Here is a 13,737-nt window from a genome sequence, read left to right as displayed (position 1 = left end):
ACATTGTTCTTAAATAACCATAAATACTGGAGAAAAAAATGGCTTTAGATAGAGATTTGCAATTAACACTACTAACTAAATTAAGTGATGTCTACCCTTATAATTATGATTTTAATCAAGACTTTGAATACAACTCGGAAGAACGAGAAAAAGCACTGAAAAATCTGTATTACTTACAATCACATGGACTAGTTAGTGAAAAAAGTGTCCATAAATCAAATTCACTTGGAAGTCAGGCTCCAATTATATTTGGTTCATCAGCGATTACTCACAAAGGTATGGATTTTTTAGCTAATGATGGTGGACTCTCGGCTATTTTGGGTGTTGTTACTGTCAAATTTGAGGCAGATACTTTAAAAGCAATTTTAGAGCATCGTATTAATCAGTCGGACTTATCGCCTGAGAATAAGCAATCAATGATTGATTCGCTTCGAGAGCTGCCTGCCGAGTCCATAAAACACCTGACCATGAAATTACTGGATGAGGGCTTGGAGAATCTGCCAAATGCGATCGTATTAATTGGAACGTATCTTGGTTTATCCTAGAGAATTCTAAAAAAATATTACCAGCATCAATGCATACACAATTATGCTTTGTTTTTAAATCAATATATATTCCCTTTCTTTTAGGGTTCACTACTACAGAGTTAAACATTTTTAATTAATCCATCCACCCCACCCCAGCGGTGGGTTTTCTTTTGCCTACTATAAATCAAAAACACTAAAAAGTAACTTTTATTACTATTTATGCTTGACTATTTAGGTAAGTTAACTTACTTTATTTGCACAGACAACAAAAAAGCCCAGCTACTTTGGAAGGGAACTGGGCTTTTGCTAAACGCGAGATAAGTATGAACAGAAAACTCACTCCTTTCAATACCCTGGCCATCACAATCGTTACAGCTTCTGTAACTGTTGGCGGTTTGGCCCTGGCATACAAGCCACAACAGGCAGCCCACGTTCCTGTTTATCAGCCAAAGGTTGCGCCTTCTGAGTACGGCATCAGCACTTTGGTGATGACTTCTGAAACCGAAGGTCGTGCAGTTATCAATCTGGATGGCTTTAGCGTTCACGTTCCTTTCACTGTTGAAGCCTTCCAGGACAGCTACGGCGTTCCAGGCTCGGAATTTACTGCTGTTGAAGTTCAGCAGCTGGGTGAAATCAAAGTTTTCGATGCCAATGGCAATCCTTACAACGATTTCACCGATCACGTGGACCACTACAACATCAACCTGCTGATCAAAGGCTATATCGAAAAACACCGTTTAGTGGAGGCTGCGTGATGACGACTAACACCAAACAATTTTCTAACTACTTGGGCACTGATGCCAACGGCAATATGCGTATGCGCCTTGGCCCTCATTTCTATGTGCGTATTGGCCACCGCTTCTACATCGAACGCGATGATGGCCTTGAACTGGTCACTCTTGAAACACACGTTGCCCGCCCATGGATCATGAGCAATTTTGAACGTGAAGCTGCTTATCAGCGTCGTAAAACTTTGGCTCAGGCATTACAGGCATCACACATCCCATCCTACGAGCGCAAAGCATATAAGCGTCGTATGGGTTGGGCTAGATAAGGAGATCAATCAATGAATGCATTACAACAAATTCAACTTGAGCTTAAAGCACCCAAAAACCGTAAAAACACCTTTGGTAACTATAACTACCGTAACTGTGAAGACATTATGGAAGCAGTAAAACCGCTATTACAGAAAGCCAATGCCACCCTAGTGATGACAGATGAAGTCCAGCAGGTTGGACCGGTTGTGGTTGTAACAGCAAAAGCCATCTTTACCGATGCTGAAGGAAAAGAAACCGTTGTTACCGCCCATGCCGGTGTAGATATTCAAAAGAAAGGTATGGATGTCGCTCAAACCTTTGGCGCATCCAGCTCGTATGCCCGCAAATACGCATTGAATGGCCTTTTCTTGATTGACGATACCAAAGACTATGACTCCGATGAATACCATCATCAGGTCAATAATCAGATGAATAAGGAAAAACAAAGCCAGCAGCGTCAGGCGAAACAGCAAAATCAAACGGCGAACAATGCTCAGCAAAAGCCACTGGCACAGCGTTATACCGATGCCTTGAACTCTATCCGTAACGCAAAAAGACCAGAAACGTTAGATAAGGCTATTCAAATTTTTACCAATACCCAATATGCCGATGCCATCCATAGAGCTTGCCATGCACGTGCAGATCAAATGGGCTGGAGTCATTGGCCACAGCAAGACCAGAATCAGCATCAGAACAATCTGCATCATTAATTGGAGACTTTCATGAATAAAATTCTTACTGGTACCCAAGCGTTTGAAGCATTGATGGCGGGTAAAAAAATCATGTGCCGCCCGGCTGGTGATCTACTAGATTTTGATGATCTTGACCGGTTCCCGGCTATGGTTTTTGCCATGCCAGGTCATGAGTTTTGCGTCAAAGTTGAAATGATGGAGCTTTCTGGAATCCAGTTCGCAAAACCCCTGGAAATTCATGATGCACAAGATGGCCAGAATATTTTTCTGGTCACCCCTACCTACATCCTACAAACCGAATATAACGCTGCCGACACTGAACTGCAGGATTACATTCTGAATGGTTTTGTGCAAACAGATGAAGAAAATGCCAAGCTCCAGCTGCAAGCCATTGCCGATTTATTTGGGCGTGTTGTGGCCCATCCAATGGTTAAAACAAAGGATACTAAGCCTAAAAAGCGCCGCTCAACCAAGACTAAAAATGAAGTTGAGCAGGTAGATAGCCCAGTTCTCGAGAAACAAACTGAACCAGAAATTATTCATCCTGAAGAAAATGAGTCTATAGAAACAGATCCAGTAAAACTGGTTGAAAAGTTCACGGCGCAAATTTCACAGTTCACTAATGTTAATGATGTGCTTGCTTTCCGCCATGTATTTTTGGCCAATGGTTATCTGGACCAAAAAGACCAGCAGCACTTGTGCAAGTTATGTGAAGACAAACTCCTTGAATTGGACCCGAAGCAATATGCACCGAAGGTTGAGCAGCCCTCAAATGATTTAAGTGTTCATGCGCTGAAAAAGCTACAGGAAGAAGCCGAAAAACTAGTCGGTGAAAAACGTCAGGAGTCAGACAAAGAGTACCAGAGTCTGCTTGCAGATCTACTTGACCGTGCAGCTAAGGCGACTACACCTGCAGAAGCTACAGCCTTAACCGGTTACACCAAAACCTGGACTGAGGAACAACGTAAACCACTTATTGATGCTATTCATAGACGCTTGAATGAACTGAATATCCAAAAGCCTGTAGAGATAACTGAGCCACCATCTCTAATGGTTCAAATACAGAATGCACCAGATCTGACTACCCTTGATGCATTAGAGATTGATGTATCAGGCCGTCATCCAGACATTCAACCTAAATTAATGGGTTACGTGAAAAAACGTCGTTATGAATTAGAGCATCAAAATGGGGCGGCATCATGAAACCAGACATTATTCAAACTGTAACTCGCCTACCCAATGAGCTTAGTCCGGCATTTATGGAGTGGTGTTTACGCGGTGGCCATAGCATCAAAGTTAAAAAAGACCGGGTATGTATACACAAGGACCAGAAGCGCGGTGAAGTCATCTGCAAACCTGGTGTTATTCAAGAAAGCTATGCAATGAATGATTACCTGATTGAGCGTTTCCAGTTGTTCTGCCGTCAGTGGCTGAAATACGGGAAAAGTTTTGTGGATGAATTGACCTACGCAATGCTGTCTAAACAAGCAGATTGTATACGTCAAATTAACTTGGCAAAGGTGGCGTGATGGATTTACAGAAAGAAATGCAAATTTGCAGCAAAGAGTTTGAAGAAAAATGGGATGTTTTCTGTGAGGCACATGGTAGCAGGCATAACAAAAGCGTCGCTAAGTATTTTTTCTTTTCTTCATGGCAGCAAGCGAAAGCCTGGGTGGTGCCGGAAGGTTTTGTTCTTGTTGAGAGAACAGATCTGGAGTGTGCGATTGATGCTTTGAAGTGGGCATCAAATGAAGATAGTGATCTTTGCGCTAAACAAGCAGGCGTCCTGGAGGATGTGCTTAAAGTACAGGAGCTGACCAATGATTGAATATTGCGTAATTTTCCAGTCAGTTATAGTTCGCTGTGACGGCTACTGCACAGTCTGTGGATTTCGGTAGGAGGTTTTTTGATGGCGCGTTACACCATCACCGTTGAAGCTGAAAGACCGCCACAAATCATGCTTGGCCAAGAGATCGGCGGCGCAACAGTGAAAGAGTTAAAAGAGGTTGATATTGAGCTGGTTTCAGCAGCTCACTTGGCCCAGAAGTACAACCTGTCTGTGACCACAATCAGGGATAAGCTTGTATCAATCAACCAAGGCACACCAGGTAAAGCGCTATACAATCCACGCTTAGCGCATGATCTGCTCACAACAAGAGTTAGAAGAGGCAGACCGAGAGCTAATTAGCTCTCACTGTCGTTAAACATCTCTACTAAATCCTGGGCATCTGGATTGTAATAAGTATTCACAAGCATCGAGATGGTTTTATGGCCTGTAATTTTGGCCAAGACTTCTACCGGTAATTTCCTCACTTTCACCATTCTTGTAATAGCTTCATGTCGCGAGTCATGGAAGTTAATATGCGGCAGCCCTGCTCTTTTCTTAGCTCTCACCCATGTGGCGCAGCATTGATCCTTATCAATTGGCAAAAGTTGATTATTGGTTTTTGGTAGTAATGCTATAAGCCGTTTGGCTTCTTTGGATAATGGAACGTTCCGGGATTCACCATTTTTGGTCATCGGTAAATGCACAAAGCCATCTTTAATATCCTGTCTTTTCATGGCAAGGATTTCGCCCTGACGCATGGCGGTTTCCATAGCAAAAAGGAATGCCCAGGCTACATAGTGACGTGACGTTTCAGGTGTCGTGGTTCCATCCCAGCTTAAAGCCTTGAGCATTAAAGCCTGATCTTCTTCAGTGATACGCTGACTTCTTGATTTTTCCTTGCTTGGCATGGTAACTGAATGCCACACATTGGAATCAATCAGGAATAGCTCTTTCATAGCATAGGTGAACACGGCTGAATAAATTGCGTGTTCATTTCTAAGTGTGGCAACTTTTACTTCTTTTTTTCGGTTATTCCGCCATTCTGCAATATCAGCTGGCTTAAAGTCATAGATAGACTTGTCTGATAAATTTGGTGCAATTCGATCAAGGTTTTTTATTTTGAAATTAATAGTCCGTGCAGATCGCATATGACGACCATGCTCTTGATAGTATTTAGCGCATAAATCCCTAAATGGATAAGCAGGCTTTTCACCTTGTTCAATGGCTTTTTTACCAGAGCGAAGTTCAAGCAATTTGTTATAAGCCCATTGCTCACATTCTTTTTCTGTGTCGCGTGTAGCTGAGTATCTTTTCTTATCAAAAGTTACAATAATTCGCCAGCTGGAACCCCGCTGAATAGGTTTTGGAAGTTTCATTTTCTTGGTGCAGATTTGGTGCAGATTAGTTTTTATTCTAACTGTAAAGCTGAAAAATGAAAGGAAAAAGAGGGTATTTTGTGCAGATAAATTTAGGATTTAGTTTCTTTCCTAATCAAAAAATTTGTAATAAATAGTTGTTTTTAAAAGTATATTTTCAAACTTATTTTTTAATTTATGACTAAAAATGAAGGTATGTCACCTAAAATCATTGTATACTACCTTTTTCTTATGAAGTCTGAATGCCCCCTGTGTTGCGGGAACATTTCATTAGTGAATTTTGATGAGTACCTTATTACTAATTACCTCCGCGCCGACCTCGACTCATGCCTGGCATGCGTTGGGTCTGGCTCAAGCCTTGCAGAGCAAGAATGAAGATTTCCGGGTGTTCTTCTATCAGGACGCTGTTATGGTCGCTAACGATTTACAATGGCTACCCGATGATCAGCGACAGTTAAAATCGGAATGGCAAAAACTGTCGATTCGTTTGCCGGTTTGTGTCAGTGCGGCACTGTTACGCGGGATTACCGATCAGGACAATGCCAAACGTCATCAACTTCATCAACACAATTTAGCCGCGGGCTTTGAATTGGTTGGTCTGGGCGAACTTGCCGATGCAGTGCAATCTGCAGATCGCCTTCTTCAATTCTAAGTGGTTCTATTTGAGAATTTGTTGCATTTAAAAGGTAAATTGTGTGAAAACTGTACTCGTCATTTTAAGCCAGGCCAATTTAAGCAGCCAGCAGGTACATGAAAGCCTGTCTGCGACTATGGTACTGGCCACTTTTGGCTGTGAAGTCAAAGTGTTATTACAGGATGCTGCCCTAAGTCTGCTCAAAAGCGATTTGGCTTTTGACCAGCTCAAACACGCCTTCAAGCTGGCCTCGAATATGGTCGAAAGTTTTGAGTTTTATGATTTAAGCCCGATTCTGGTAGAACACCAGCATCAACATTCAGCTTATGTCAGCCAGTCGCAGCAGGAAATCGAGTTTATTGAACTGAATGCGGACTTTATCCAGCGTTTTGACCACGTGCTGTACTGGTAAGCCGGAAGGAATCTGTTATGTCACAAAATACTTTATATCTGCTGCAATCCGGCTTCCATACTACCCCGGCCATGCTGGACAAAGTTTCACGTCTGTATAGTGAAGGCGATGCAGTGGTGCTGATGGGTGATGCAGTATTGGCCATTGAACATCCATTTTGCCAGCAATGCAGCACCCTGTTTGCACTGGAGCATGATCTTGAGCTGCTGGCCCAGCCACTGCCTGCCCATCTGCACAGTTTAAACTATGCTACCTTTACCGAGCTGTGTCTGGCTTATAGCCGTTGTATCTCTTTAAAATAAACAAGCTTTGAGTGTGTTATGAATCTTGAACTGGACCAAGATGGTCATTTGGTCGATTACACCATCTGGAATGAAACTGTGGCGCAAGAGCTGGCCAAAAGCCTGGAGCTGGAACTGGAAGATTGGCATTTTGAAATTTTGCAGGCAGTGCGCCAGTTTTATCAGCAGTTTGGTCATTCTCCGGCGACCCGCCCGTTAATCAAGTTTCTAATGAAAACGGTCAGCCCTGAGATTAACAATGCCCTCTTGCAAGAGCGTTTTAACACCGGACTGGTGGCACGGCATTTAAGCCGTCTGGCCGGTATTCCCAAACCGGCGAATTGCCTGTAATTGGAAGATGATTCATCTGTTCAGAGGTTTAGCACTGTAGATGAATCTGATTTCACACGATAATCCTTTAATTCTTACTTTAGAAATGAATCTGATCTGGATGCGTTTCAATAATTCTCAACCAGGCCCGGGTGGCTGGACTCATGGCGACTGTCGTATTCCAGGCCATTCGCAAGGTCCAGTTCAGCTCGGGCTGGCACAAACGGCTGATCTGATAACGCTCGGCAGGCAACTGCTCACAATAAACCTGAGGCAACAGTGCAATTCCCACGCCGGAATCCACCATTTTGGCAATAAAATCCCACTGACTGCTTTTACAGACAATTTTCGGTTCAAAACCCAGCTGCTGTGCGGCCTGTAAAATCATCTGGTTTAAAGTAAAGCTGTCGGCAAACAGTAAAAAAGACTCATCTTTGAGTTCCAGCAATGACACCGTTTCGCGTCCCTGCCATGCAGAATTTCGGGCAGATAACAAACACAGTGGCGAATCCATAATTGGAATTCCGCCCAATGCCGGTTTTAAATGGCCGAGTACAATCCCGACATCAATCTGTTTATCCAGAATGGCGGCTTCAATCCCGCTGGCACCTACCTCTAAAAAGCTCAGTTCAATAGCCGGATACTGCTGATGAAACTTGGCAATTAGCCGGCTTAATAGCACCGAACCCAAGGGCGGCAAACCGAGCGTCAATTTACCACGTTCTAGCGCACGAACTTCCGCCACCGAATCATAAATCGCCTGCTCCAGTTGCAGCATTTGTAGCGCATGCTGATAAATCTGCTCGCCCAGGTAAGTCAATTGCACTTCACGTTTACGCCCAGCTTCACCTTTGTGAAACAGCGCAGTGCCCAACTCATCTTCCAGCCCACGAATGGCCTTGCTAATTGTAGGCTGGGTCAGACACAAAGCATCTGCTGTGCGGGTAAAACTTTGCAATTGCACCAGTTTGACCAGTATTTTCAGACTTTTTAAATCCACCATCATTCCCAATAGGCATAATTGTTTTTTTATTATTCATAATCATCCTGGTAGGTCAAATCTAAAATACAGTCGTGTTTAACCTTTAGGGCAATTCAGCGATGTGGTCTCTTTCCCGTGTTGCCGTCCTCAGCATACAAATTGCGCTGCTGATCCTGATCTGGTGGCTCGGTGCGCTGATCCAACAGATATTCCAGCTGCCGGTTTCAGCGGGTGTGATTGGCCTGATCCTGTTACTGCTGGCGCTGTTAAGTGGCGTATTTCAACTGCAATGGATCAAGCAAGGCGCCGATTTTATGCTGGCCGAGCTGATGCTGCTGTTTATTCCCTGTGTGGTCGGCATTATCAATGATCTAGACTTACTGCTAAGCCAAGGCTGGCAACTGCTGCTCTCGATTACGCTCGGCACCTGTGCGGTAATGGTCGCTACAGCCTATAGTGTGTGCTGGGGTTTTAAACTGGAACAGCGACTCAGGAAAAATACCAACAACAGCGCATATGTGTCAGGAGATTAAGATGAACCTGATCGCAAGCCTGTGCTTCATCTTCACCCTGCTGGGCTATATCGTGGCCAAACAGCTGTATCGTCGTTATCGGGTGCTGCTGTTTTTGCCCTCCATTTTGGTTCCGGCTGGATTAATCTGCATGCTGCTCTATTTCGGGATTTCCTATGACAGCTATATGCAGTACAGCCACTGGATTGTCTGGATGCTCGGGCCAGCCACGGTGGCTTTTGCCATTCCGATTTATGAATATCGCGCGCTGATTCAACGCCATCTGCTGGCCATCAGCATGGGTATTGTGATCGGTATGTGTGTCGGCATTATCAGTGCTTTTTATCTGGCGCAGCTGTTTCAGCTGAATCAGGAAACCACATATAGCCTGATGGCGCGCTCTATCTCTACACCCTTTGCGATGGAGTTAAGTACACAGGTGGGCGGCTCGGTTGAACTGGTAATCCTGTTCACCATGATGACCGGCTTTGCCGGCGGTTTTATGGCAGATGCCGTCTTACTCGCACTCAAACTGAATTCACATTTTGCTCAAGGTGCAGCCTTAGGTAATGCCGCGCATGGTTTTGGTACTTCTAAAGCCTTTATGCGCCATCGTGAAGAAGGTGTGGCCGCCTGCTTAAGTATGGTACTGGCTGGCATATTTATGGTGATTTTTGGACCTGCCCTGATTCATGGCGTGGTCCGGTTTTTATAACTGAATCCGCTGCTAAAATAAAATCAGTGCAGATTAAGACTCATCCACCACATCGGCAAACTGGGCATTTAACACCCGGGCCAGATCATCCGGCTTTAAACCAATGTCCAGTCCACGTTTGCCACCGCTGACATAGATTTTTGCCAGACTTTGCGCGCTCTGGTCAATCACAGTTTTTAAACGTTTCTTCTGCCCAATCGGGCTAATTCCGCCAACCAGATAACCGGTTAAACGTTCAGCATCTTTAGGCTCTGCCATATGCAGTTTTTTACAGCCCACCGCGGTAGCAACTTTCTTTAAATTTAACTGCACATGCACCGGTAAAATCGCCACATAATACTGTTTATCATCAGTTACCAATAAGGTTTTAAATACTTCGGCCAGGGCTAAACCCAGCTTTTCCGCTGCTTCCAGCCCAAAACTTTTGGCGTTCGGATCATGCTCATATTCATGAATGCTATAGTCAATTTTATTGGATTTTAAAATTTTACAGGCCGGTGTCATTTTAGTTGCCCAGTGATAAACATCCTCGCAGTATAAAAGCTTCTGCTGCAGAAGTTAATCACTGTATAGCTTAGGCTATTGAGTGGCAGTATGATATTTCAGCTTTTCCACATCATCCAGCATGCTCTCGGTTTCCTGCAAGACATTGGCCAAACGCTGGGTATGCGCAATCAAACGGTCCAGCCAGCGCTGTGCGGCCAGTAATTCCAGACTGCGTGCCGCACTCAGATGCTGCACCGTGGCATATTCAATCACTTTTTCACGCGCTTCGGCACGCTGCTCTTCCACCCATTGTTTCAGGTTTAACAGCTCACGATTTAAAGATGCCACTTCGGTCAGACGGTTAAACTCATCGACATACTGAAAGTGATTGTCCAGCACATGAATATAATCCAGCCCCATCTGATAAATAGTCGGCTGGGTGCGGATATGCTCGGCATGTTCCACCGCTTCCAGATCGCTGCGCAGCACACGTAAATACACCATCAGGCGCAGCATCGCCATTAAACGCTGCTGATCCAGCTCATTTTCACTAACCGATAAATCTTCCAGATACTGCTGCACCCGTTTTAAGATTTCATCCAGTTGCTGTAATTCGCTATTGGAGGGCAAACGACCTTCCTGAATCGCGCGTTTCAGCAAAATTAGGATATGCCCAATCGACCAATAAATCACTTTAGAAGCGGCATTAATCGCTAAAGCCGGCACCGAAAAACTGGCCTGATCCAGATAACATAAAATTGAAGGGGTGCGGTCTGGAATTAAACCGACAATCAACTGTTCACACTGTTTTAAAAAGGGCAATAAAAATAAGGTTCCCAGCACACTAAAGGCGGTATGAAACGCAGCGACAATAATCACATCGTCCCAAGTGCCGACCTGTGAATGTTCCGCCAGCCACAAAAAAGCCGGTTTCAACAAGATAAAAGCCAACACGGCCGAAATTACGTTAAACACCACATGCACGGCTGCGGTGCGTTTGGCATTGGCAGTCGAGCCCATGGCCGCCAGAATCGCGGTGGCCACTGTACCAATATTTTGTCCAATCACCAGGCCTAAGGCTTGGGACAAATCAATCGCTCCACTGGCCAAAGCCGCCAAGGTTGCAGTAATGGCTGCACTGGAAGATTGCAGCAGCACGGTCATCACCAGCCCGACCAGCACTAAAATCAGCTGTGTGGTAAAAGAATTATTGGAGAAAACCGATAAATCAACCCGCTCGGCAAAACCGGACATTGCCACCTGCAGCAAGTCAATCCCAAAGAAAATCAGGCCGAAACCAGCAATGGTTAAACCGAATAAAGACAGTCGCCCACGGCTGAATAATTTAAAGATGGCCCCTAAACCAATGAGTGGCAAGGCAATATGGGCAATGGAAAATTTAACCCCGAGAAAAGCCACCATCCAGCCGGTGCTGGTGGTGCCAATATTGGCGCCAATAATCACACCAATGGCCTGACTAAAAGTCAGAATACCGGCACTAACGAAGCCAATGGTGGCCAATGTGGTTGCCGTTGAGGATTGCACAGCCAAAGTCAGACCGATGCCAGAAAAAATAGCTTTAATCGGTGAACCGGTAAATTTAGACAGCCATAAACGCAATGACTCCCCGGCCATCTCTTTCAGACTGTCTGTCATTAAGGTCATTCCGATCAGGAATAAACCGATCCCGCCACACAACTGTGCAATCACTTCTAGCATGTAACTACCCAATAAATATTTTTATTTTCAACCATCTAAGTATATAAGAGATTATGCAATGAAAGCCGCTTTATACCCTAAAAGTTGCATAGTGACATCAACATGAACAGCACAATAAGTTGAGAGATGATCCTCCAATTCACTCCAAAGATATTTCAAACACGTAGTATTGGAGCGAAAACTTAACAAAACAGCGGCGGTTCCAGGCCGCCGTTGGCTTGACGGATATCGCCCAGCTCACTAACATCCTTAAACATATTCGCGAGCACTGGCTAATCTGGTGCAGCATCACTGCTTTTTTCTGATTTTAAAATGAAACTGACCATCCCATTATTATTGAAAACCTCTTTTATTGGCCTCAGTGCTCTTAGCCTGATTGCCTGCTCACCTTTAGGAGGCGGCTCCGTTGCCAAACGTTCCGCTAAACTTTCAGTCGGTATCCAAAAAGCCTATTCGGTTGCACCTGACACCGCTAACCGTGTTGCGCCGATGATTGTGCAACATGCAGAACGTTATGAAATTGATCCACTGTTACTGGCCGCGCTGATTCGCCAGGAATCCAGCTACCGCAGTCATGTGGTATCTCCAGCCGGTGCGGTGGGCTTAACCCAAGTCATTCCGCGTTATTGGCAGCAAAGTTGTGGCAGTAATTTGTTTGATGAATCTTCCAATATTCAATGCGGTTCTTACATTTTAAATCGCTATAACACGAAAGCCGGCAGCTGGCCTAAAGCCCTCGCTTATTATAATGTTGGCCCTACCGGTTATCATTCCAGCTGGAAGATGAAACGCCAAGGCAAACGCTATGCCAAACAGGTTAAACAGCACCAAAATGATTTAAAAGGCGCGCTATAAACCTTTTTATCCTGCGATTTTTTTTAGAGCTCCTGATGGAGCTTTTTTTACATCATTGCCAAGTAATTACATATTCCCGTCAAAACCAGTACAGTGCCTTGAGCCTCAGTTGTTAACGTAGCAAAAGAATTCACGAAACGAGGATGGGAAAATGCCAAAGAAAGTATTATTCATTACGTCCAATCAGGGTGTGGAGCAAGATGAGCTGATCAAACCCTTTGAATATTTGAAATCTAAAGGCATTGAAGCCATACATGCAGCAGAAGAACAAAAAGAAGTTCAAACGGTCAAGGCTGATAAAGATCCTGGTCTAAGTACCGAACCGGAAACAACGCTAGATAAGGTCAATCCGGAAGATTACGATGCACTGGTCATTCCCGGTGGAACGGTCAATGCCGATACGCTGCGGATCAACCCCGAAGCGCATAAAATCATCCAGCACTTTACTGATCAGGGCAAACTGATTGCCGCAATCTGTCATGGTCCGTGGGTTTTAATTAATGCCGAACGGATTCGCGATAAAAACCTGACGTCTTATAAAACCATCAAACTGGATCTGGAAAATGCCGGCGCGAAATGGGTCGATGAAGAAGTCCATCGCTGCAATACCGGTGGATGGGTATTGATCAGCTCACGTAATCCGGACGATATTCCTGCATTTAACCAGGCGATTGTGCAAGAACTGGAAGCTGAAACCTAAAGATTTTTAATCATATTTATAAAAGAAACCTCATCTTCGGATGAGGTTTTTTTATCAGAATCAGGAGATTAAGAAAGCCCTTTGAGCTGTTTTAAATAAGCCACCACTTCCTCGTTGCCAGCCATTTCAGCAAGCTCCAGTGCCGTATGTGGACTACGATGCTCCATATCCGCCCCTTTGCTCATCAGCAGTTTCACCACGTCCAGATGATCATTTTCTGCCGCCGCCTGCAAGGCACTATAGCCTTCCTCATCACTACCATTGGCATCTGCACCTTGCTGTAAGGCTTGCTGTACCTGCTCCAACTCACCCAGTGACGCCCAATATACAATTTCAGGAAGATGTAGCTCATCATCATCTTCAGGGATCGGAGAGAATGAATTCAGTTTCATAAAGTGCTCTTAGAATCGTAATTTGATCATATTAATCTTAAGATTTTAGCTGAATCTGGGGATATATATGGATTTAAATTGTTAGCTTTAATTTTTAGATAAAAATTGGGTTCTATGCGCTGGCTGATGAGGCATTTATTTAAATAGAAGCAGGAAGGAACAGCAAAAAATCAAAAGCGACCTTAAACAAGATGAGGAAGCCCAGATAAATTTTACCCATAAAAAAATCCCCCAAGCTTTTAGCTCGGGGGATTTTGAA

General features: G+C 44.3%; 21 protein-coding genes. 16 read left to right on the top strand and 5 right to left on the bottom strand.

The features are described 5' to 3' along the window. Window positions 1–38: 38 nt before the first annotated feature. From VF685_RS00105 to VF685_RS00070, 8 genes are all read left to right on the top strand, one after another. The gene (locus VF685_RS00105) at window positions 39–545 is read left to right on the top strand and encodes a hypothetical protein (protein ID WP_440203485.1); all 507 of its coding nucleotides are present in this window, start codon (window positions 39–41) and stop codon (window positions 543–545) included. Between the two features lie 305 nt (window positions 546–850). Continuing rightward, a complete protein-coding gene (locus VF685_RS00100; RefSeq protein ID WP_440203484.1) occupies window positions 851–1,282 on the top strand; it encodes a hypothetical protein in 432 nt (143 codons plus the stop codon). Beyond that, complete coding sequence (locus VF685_RS00095) at window positions 1,282–1,581, top strand: hypothetical protein (RefSeq protein ID WP_440203531.1); 300 nt, start codon at window positions 1,282–1,284, stop codon at window positions 1,579–1,581. The genes VF685_RS00100 and VF685_RS00095 overlap by 1 nt, the downstream gene beginning before the upstream one ends. A 12-nt stretch (window positions 1,582–1,593) precedes the next feature. Beyond that, the gene (locus VF685_RS00090; RefSeq protein WP_253171924.1) at window positions 1,594–2,274 is read left to right on the top strand and encodes an ERF family protein; all 681 of its coding nucleotides are present in this window, start codon (window positions 1,594–1,596) and stop codon (window positions 2,272–2,274) included. Between the two features lie 12 nt (window positions 2,275–2,286). Beyond that, window positions 2,287–3,459, top strand: coding sequence for a hypothetical protein (locus tag VF685_RS00085; protein ID WP_440203483.1), 1,173 nt, complete (start codon window positions 2,287–2,289; stop codon window positions 3,457–3,459). Beyond that, window positions 3,456–3,785: a hypothetical protein gene (locus tag VF685_RS00080; RefSeq protein WP_075175336.1), complete on the top strand. Its 330-nt coding sequence runs from the start codon at window positions 3,456–3,458 to the stop codon at window positions 3,783–3,785. Before VF685_RS00085 ends, VF685_RS00080 begins: the two co-directional genes overlap by 4 nt. Beyond that, the gene (locus VF685_RS00075; protein WP_440203482.1) at window positions 3,785–4,084 is read left to right on the top strand and encodes a hypothetical protein; all 300 of its coding nucleotides are present in this window, start codon (window positions 3,785–3,787) and stop codon (window positions 4,082–4,084) included. The genes VF685_RS00080 and VF685_RS00075 overlap by 1 nt, the downstream gene beginning before the upstream one ends. An 81-nt stretch (window positions 4,085–4,165) precedes the next feature. Beyond that, the gene (locus VF685_RS00070) at window positions 4,166–4,444 is read left to right on the top strand and encodes a DNA-binding protein (protein ID WP_163170171.1); all 279 of its coding nucleotides are present in this window, start codon (window positions 4,166–4,168) and stop codon (window positions 4,442–4,444) included. On the opposite strand, the gene VF685_RS00065 is transcribed toward VF685_RS00070, so the two are convergent. Then, a complete protein-coding gene (locus tag VF685_RS00065) occupies window positions 4,441–5,460 on the bottom strand; it encodes a tyrosine-type recombinase/integrase (protein WP_346799587.1) in 1,020 nt (339 codons plus the stop codon). The two genes, VF685_RS00070 and VF685_RS00065, sit on opposite strands and share 4 nt — an antisense overlap. A 283-nt stretch (window positions 5,461–5,743) precedes the next feature. Here VF685_RS00065 and tusD point away from each other — a divergent pair, with 283 nt between their 5' ends. The 4 genes from tusD to VF685_RS00045 are packed head-to-tail and all read left to right on the top strand — an operon-like array spanning window position 5,744 to window position 7,138. Continuing rightward, entirely contained in the window at window positions 5,744–6,112 is a 369-nt protein-coding gene (tusD, locus tag VF685_RS00060; protein ID WP_127800710.1) for a sulfurtransferase complex subunit TusD, read from the top strand. Between the two features lie 43 nt (window positions 6,113–6,155). Beyond that, on the top strand, window positions 6,156–6,506 hold the full coding sequence (locus tag VF685_RS00055; RefSeq protein WP_005178260.1) for a hypothetical protein: 351 nt from the start codon (window positions 6,156–6,158) through the stop codon (window positions 6,504–6,506). Between the two features lie 17 nt (window positions 6,507–6,523). Continuing rightward, window positions 6,524–6,808, top strand: a complete 285-nt coding sequence (locus VF685_RS00050) for a DsrH/TusB family sulfur metabolism protein (protein WP_286384958.1) — start codon at window positions 6,524–6,526, stop codon at window positions 6,806–6,808. A gap of 18 nt (window positions 6,809–6,826) precedes the next feature. After that, window positions 6,827–7,138 (top strand): TusE/DsrC/DsvC family sulfur relay protein, encoded by a 312-nt coding sequence (locus VF685_RS00045; protein WP_005178263.1) that lies wholly within the window; start codon window positions 6,827–6,829, stop codon window positions 7,136–7,138. A 79-nt stretch (window positions 7,139–7,217) separates the two neighbouring features. Here the strand turns inward: VF685_RS00045 and VF685_RS00040 are convergent, their stop codons facing one another. Further along, window positions 7,218–8,117, bottom strand: a complete 900-nt coding sequence (locus VF685_RS00040; protein ID WP_164844965.1) for a LysR substrate-binding domain-containing protein — start codon at window positions 8,115–8,117, stop codon at window positions 7,218–7,220. 101 nt (window positions 8,118–8,218) lie between these two features. Between VF685_RS00040 and VF685_RS00035 the strand changes: the two genes are divergently transcribed. Both VF685_RS00035 and VF685_RS00030 read left to right on the top strand, forming a co-directional pair. Beyond that, a complete protein-coding gene (locus VF685_RS00035; RefSeq protein WP_127800716.1) occupies window positions 8,219–8,632 on the top strand; it encodes a CidA/LrgA family protein in 414 nt (137 codons plus the stop codon). A gap of 1 nt (window position 8,633) precedes the next feature. Then, entirely contained in the window at window positions 8,634–9,326 is a 693-nt protein-coding gene (locus VF685_RS00030; protein WP_127800718.1) for an LrgB family protein, read from the top strand. 33 nt (window positions 9,327–9,359) lie between these two features. Here the strand turns inward: VF685_RS00030 and ybaK are convergent, their stop codons facing one another. Beyond that, complete coding sequence (ybaK, locus tag VF685_RS00025; RefSeq protein ID WP_005178272.1) at window positions 9,360–9,830, bottom strand: Cys-tRNA(Pro) deacylase; 471 nt, start codon at window positions 9,828–9,830, stop codon at window positions 9,360–9,362. 75 nt (window positions 9,831–9,905) lie between these two features. Beyond that, on the bottom strand, window positions 9,906–11,531 hold the full coding sequence (locus tag VF685_RS00020) for a Na/Pi cotransporter family protein (RefSeq protein ID WP_163170173.1): 1,626 nt from the start codon (window positions 11,529–11,531) through the stop codon (window positions 9,906–9,908). 312 nt (window positions 11,532–11,843) lie between these two features. On the opposite strand from VF685_RS00020, the gene VF685_RS00015 reads away from it, so the two are divergent. Beyond that, a complete protein-coding gene (locus tag VF685_RS00015) occupies window positions 11,844–12,386 on the top strand; it encodes a lytic transglycosylase domain-containing protein (RefSeq protein WP_005178276.1) in 543 nt (180 codons plus the stop codon). A 151-nt stretch (window positions 12,387–12,537) separates the two neighbouring features. Next, a complete protein-coding gene (locus VF685_RS00010; RefSeq protein WP_016658048.1) occupies window positions 12,538–13,086 on the top strand; it encodes a type 1 glutamine amidotransferase domain-containing protein in 549 nt (182 codons plus the stop codon). A 68-nt stretch (window positions 13,087–13,154) separates the two neighbouring features. Here VF685_RS00010 and VF685_RS00005 read toward each other — a convergent pair whose 3' ends face one another. Further along, a complete protein-coding gene (locus VF685_RS00005; RefSeq protein ID WP_075166981.1) occupies window positions 13,155–13,478 on the bottom strand; it encodes an ankyrin repeat domain-containing protein in 324 nt (107 codons plus the stop codon). Between the last annotated feature and the right edge of the window lie 259 nt (window positions 13,479–13,737).

It is taken from the genome of Acinetobacter sp. Brlt_5 (genome assembly GCF_051949055.1).
Classification (GTDB): Bacteria; Pseudomonadota; Gammaproteobacteria; order Pseudomonadales; family Moraxellaceae; genus Acinetobacter; species Acinetobacter indicus.
This window is presented reverse-complemented; position numbering and strand designations above follow the sequence as displayed.

What these genes read in the sequence shown, in the direction of transcription:
- VF685_RS00105 (WP_440203485.1), top strand. Translation starts at nt 39, where the DNA reads ATGGCTTTAGATAGAGATTTGCAATTAACACTACTAACTAAATTAAGT.
- VF685_RS00100 (WP_440203484.1), top strand. Translation starts at nt 851, where the DNA reads ATGAACAGAAAACTCACTCCTTTCAATACCCTGGCCATCACAATCGTT.
- VF685_RS00095 (WP_440203531.1), top strand. Translation starts at nt 1,282, where the DNA reads ATGACGACTAACACCAAACAATTTTCTAACTACTTGGGCACTGATGCC.
- VF685_RS00090 (WP_253171924.1), top strand. Translation starts at nt 1,594, where the DNA reads ATGAATGCATTACAACAAATTCAACTTGAGCTTAAAGCACCCAAAAAC.
- VF685_RS00085 (WP_440203483.1), top strand. Translation starts at nt 2,287, where the DNA reads ATGAATAAAATTCTTACTGGTACCCAAGCGTTTGAAGCATTGATGGCG.
- VF685_RS00080 (WP_075175336.1), top strand. Translation starts at nt 3,456, where the DNA reads ATGAAACCAGACATTATTCAAACTGTAACTCGCCTACCCAATGAGCTT.
- VF685_RS00075 (WP_440203482.1), top strand. Translation starts at nt 3,785, where the DNA reads ATGGATTTACAGAAAGAAATGCAAATTTGCAGCAAAGAGTTTGAAGAA.
- VF685_RS00070 (WP_163170171.1), top strand. Translation starts at nt 4,166, where the DNA reads ATGGCGCGTTACACCATCACCGTTGAAGCTGAAAGACCGCCACAAATC.
- VF685_RS00065 (WP_346799587.1), bottom strand. Translation starts at nt 5,460, where the DNA reads ATGAAACTTCCAAAACCTATTCAGCGGGGTTCCAGCTGGCGAATTATT.
- tusD (WP_127800710.1), top strand. Translation starts at nt 5,744, where the DNA reads ATGAGTACCTTATTACTAATTACCTCCGCGCCGACCTCGACTCATGCC.
- VF685_RS00050 (WP_286384958.1), top strand. Translation starts at nt 6,524, where the DNA reads ATGTCACAAAATACTTTATATCTGCTGCAATCCGGCTTCCATACTACC.
- VF685_RS00045 (WP_005178263.1), top strand. Translation starts at nt 6,827, where the DNA reads ATGAATCTTGAACTGGACCAAGATGGTCATTTGGTCGATTACACCATC.
- VF685_RS00035 (WP_127800716.1), top strand. Translation starts at nt 8,219, where the DNA reads ATGTGGTCTCTTTCCCGTGTTGCCGTCCTCAGCATACAAATTGCGCTG.
- VF685_RS00030 (WP_127800718.1), top strand. Translation starts at nt 8,634, where the DNA reads ATGAACCTGATCGCAAGCCTGTGCTTCATCTTCACCCTGCTGGGCTAT.
- ybaK (WP_005178272.1), bottom strand. Translation starts at nt 9,830, where the DNA reads ATGACACCGGCCTGTAAAATTTTAAAATCCAATAAAATTGACTATAGC.
- VF685_RS00020 (WP_163170173.1), bottom strand. Translation starts at nt 11,531, where the DNA reads ATGCTAGAAGTGATTGCACAGTTGTGTGGCGGGATCGGTTTATTCCTG.
- VF685_RS00015 (WP_005178276.1), top strand. Translation starts at nt 11,844, where the DNA reads ATGAAACTGACCATCCCATTATTATTGAAAACCTCTTTTATTGGCCTC.
- VF685_RS00010 (WP_016658048.1), top strand. Translation starts at nt 12,538, where the DNA reads ATGCCAAAGAAAGTATTATTCATTACGTCCAATCAGGGTGTGGAGCAA.
- VF685_RS00005 (WP_075166981.1), bottom strand. Translation starts at nt 13,478, where the DNA reads ATGAAACTGAATTCATTCTCTCCGATCCCTGAAGATGATGATGAGCTA.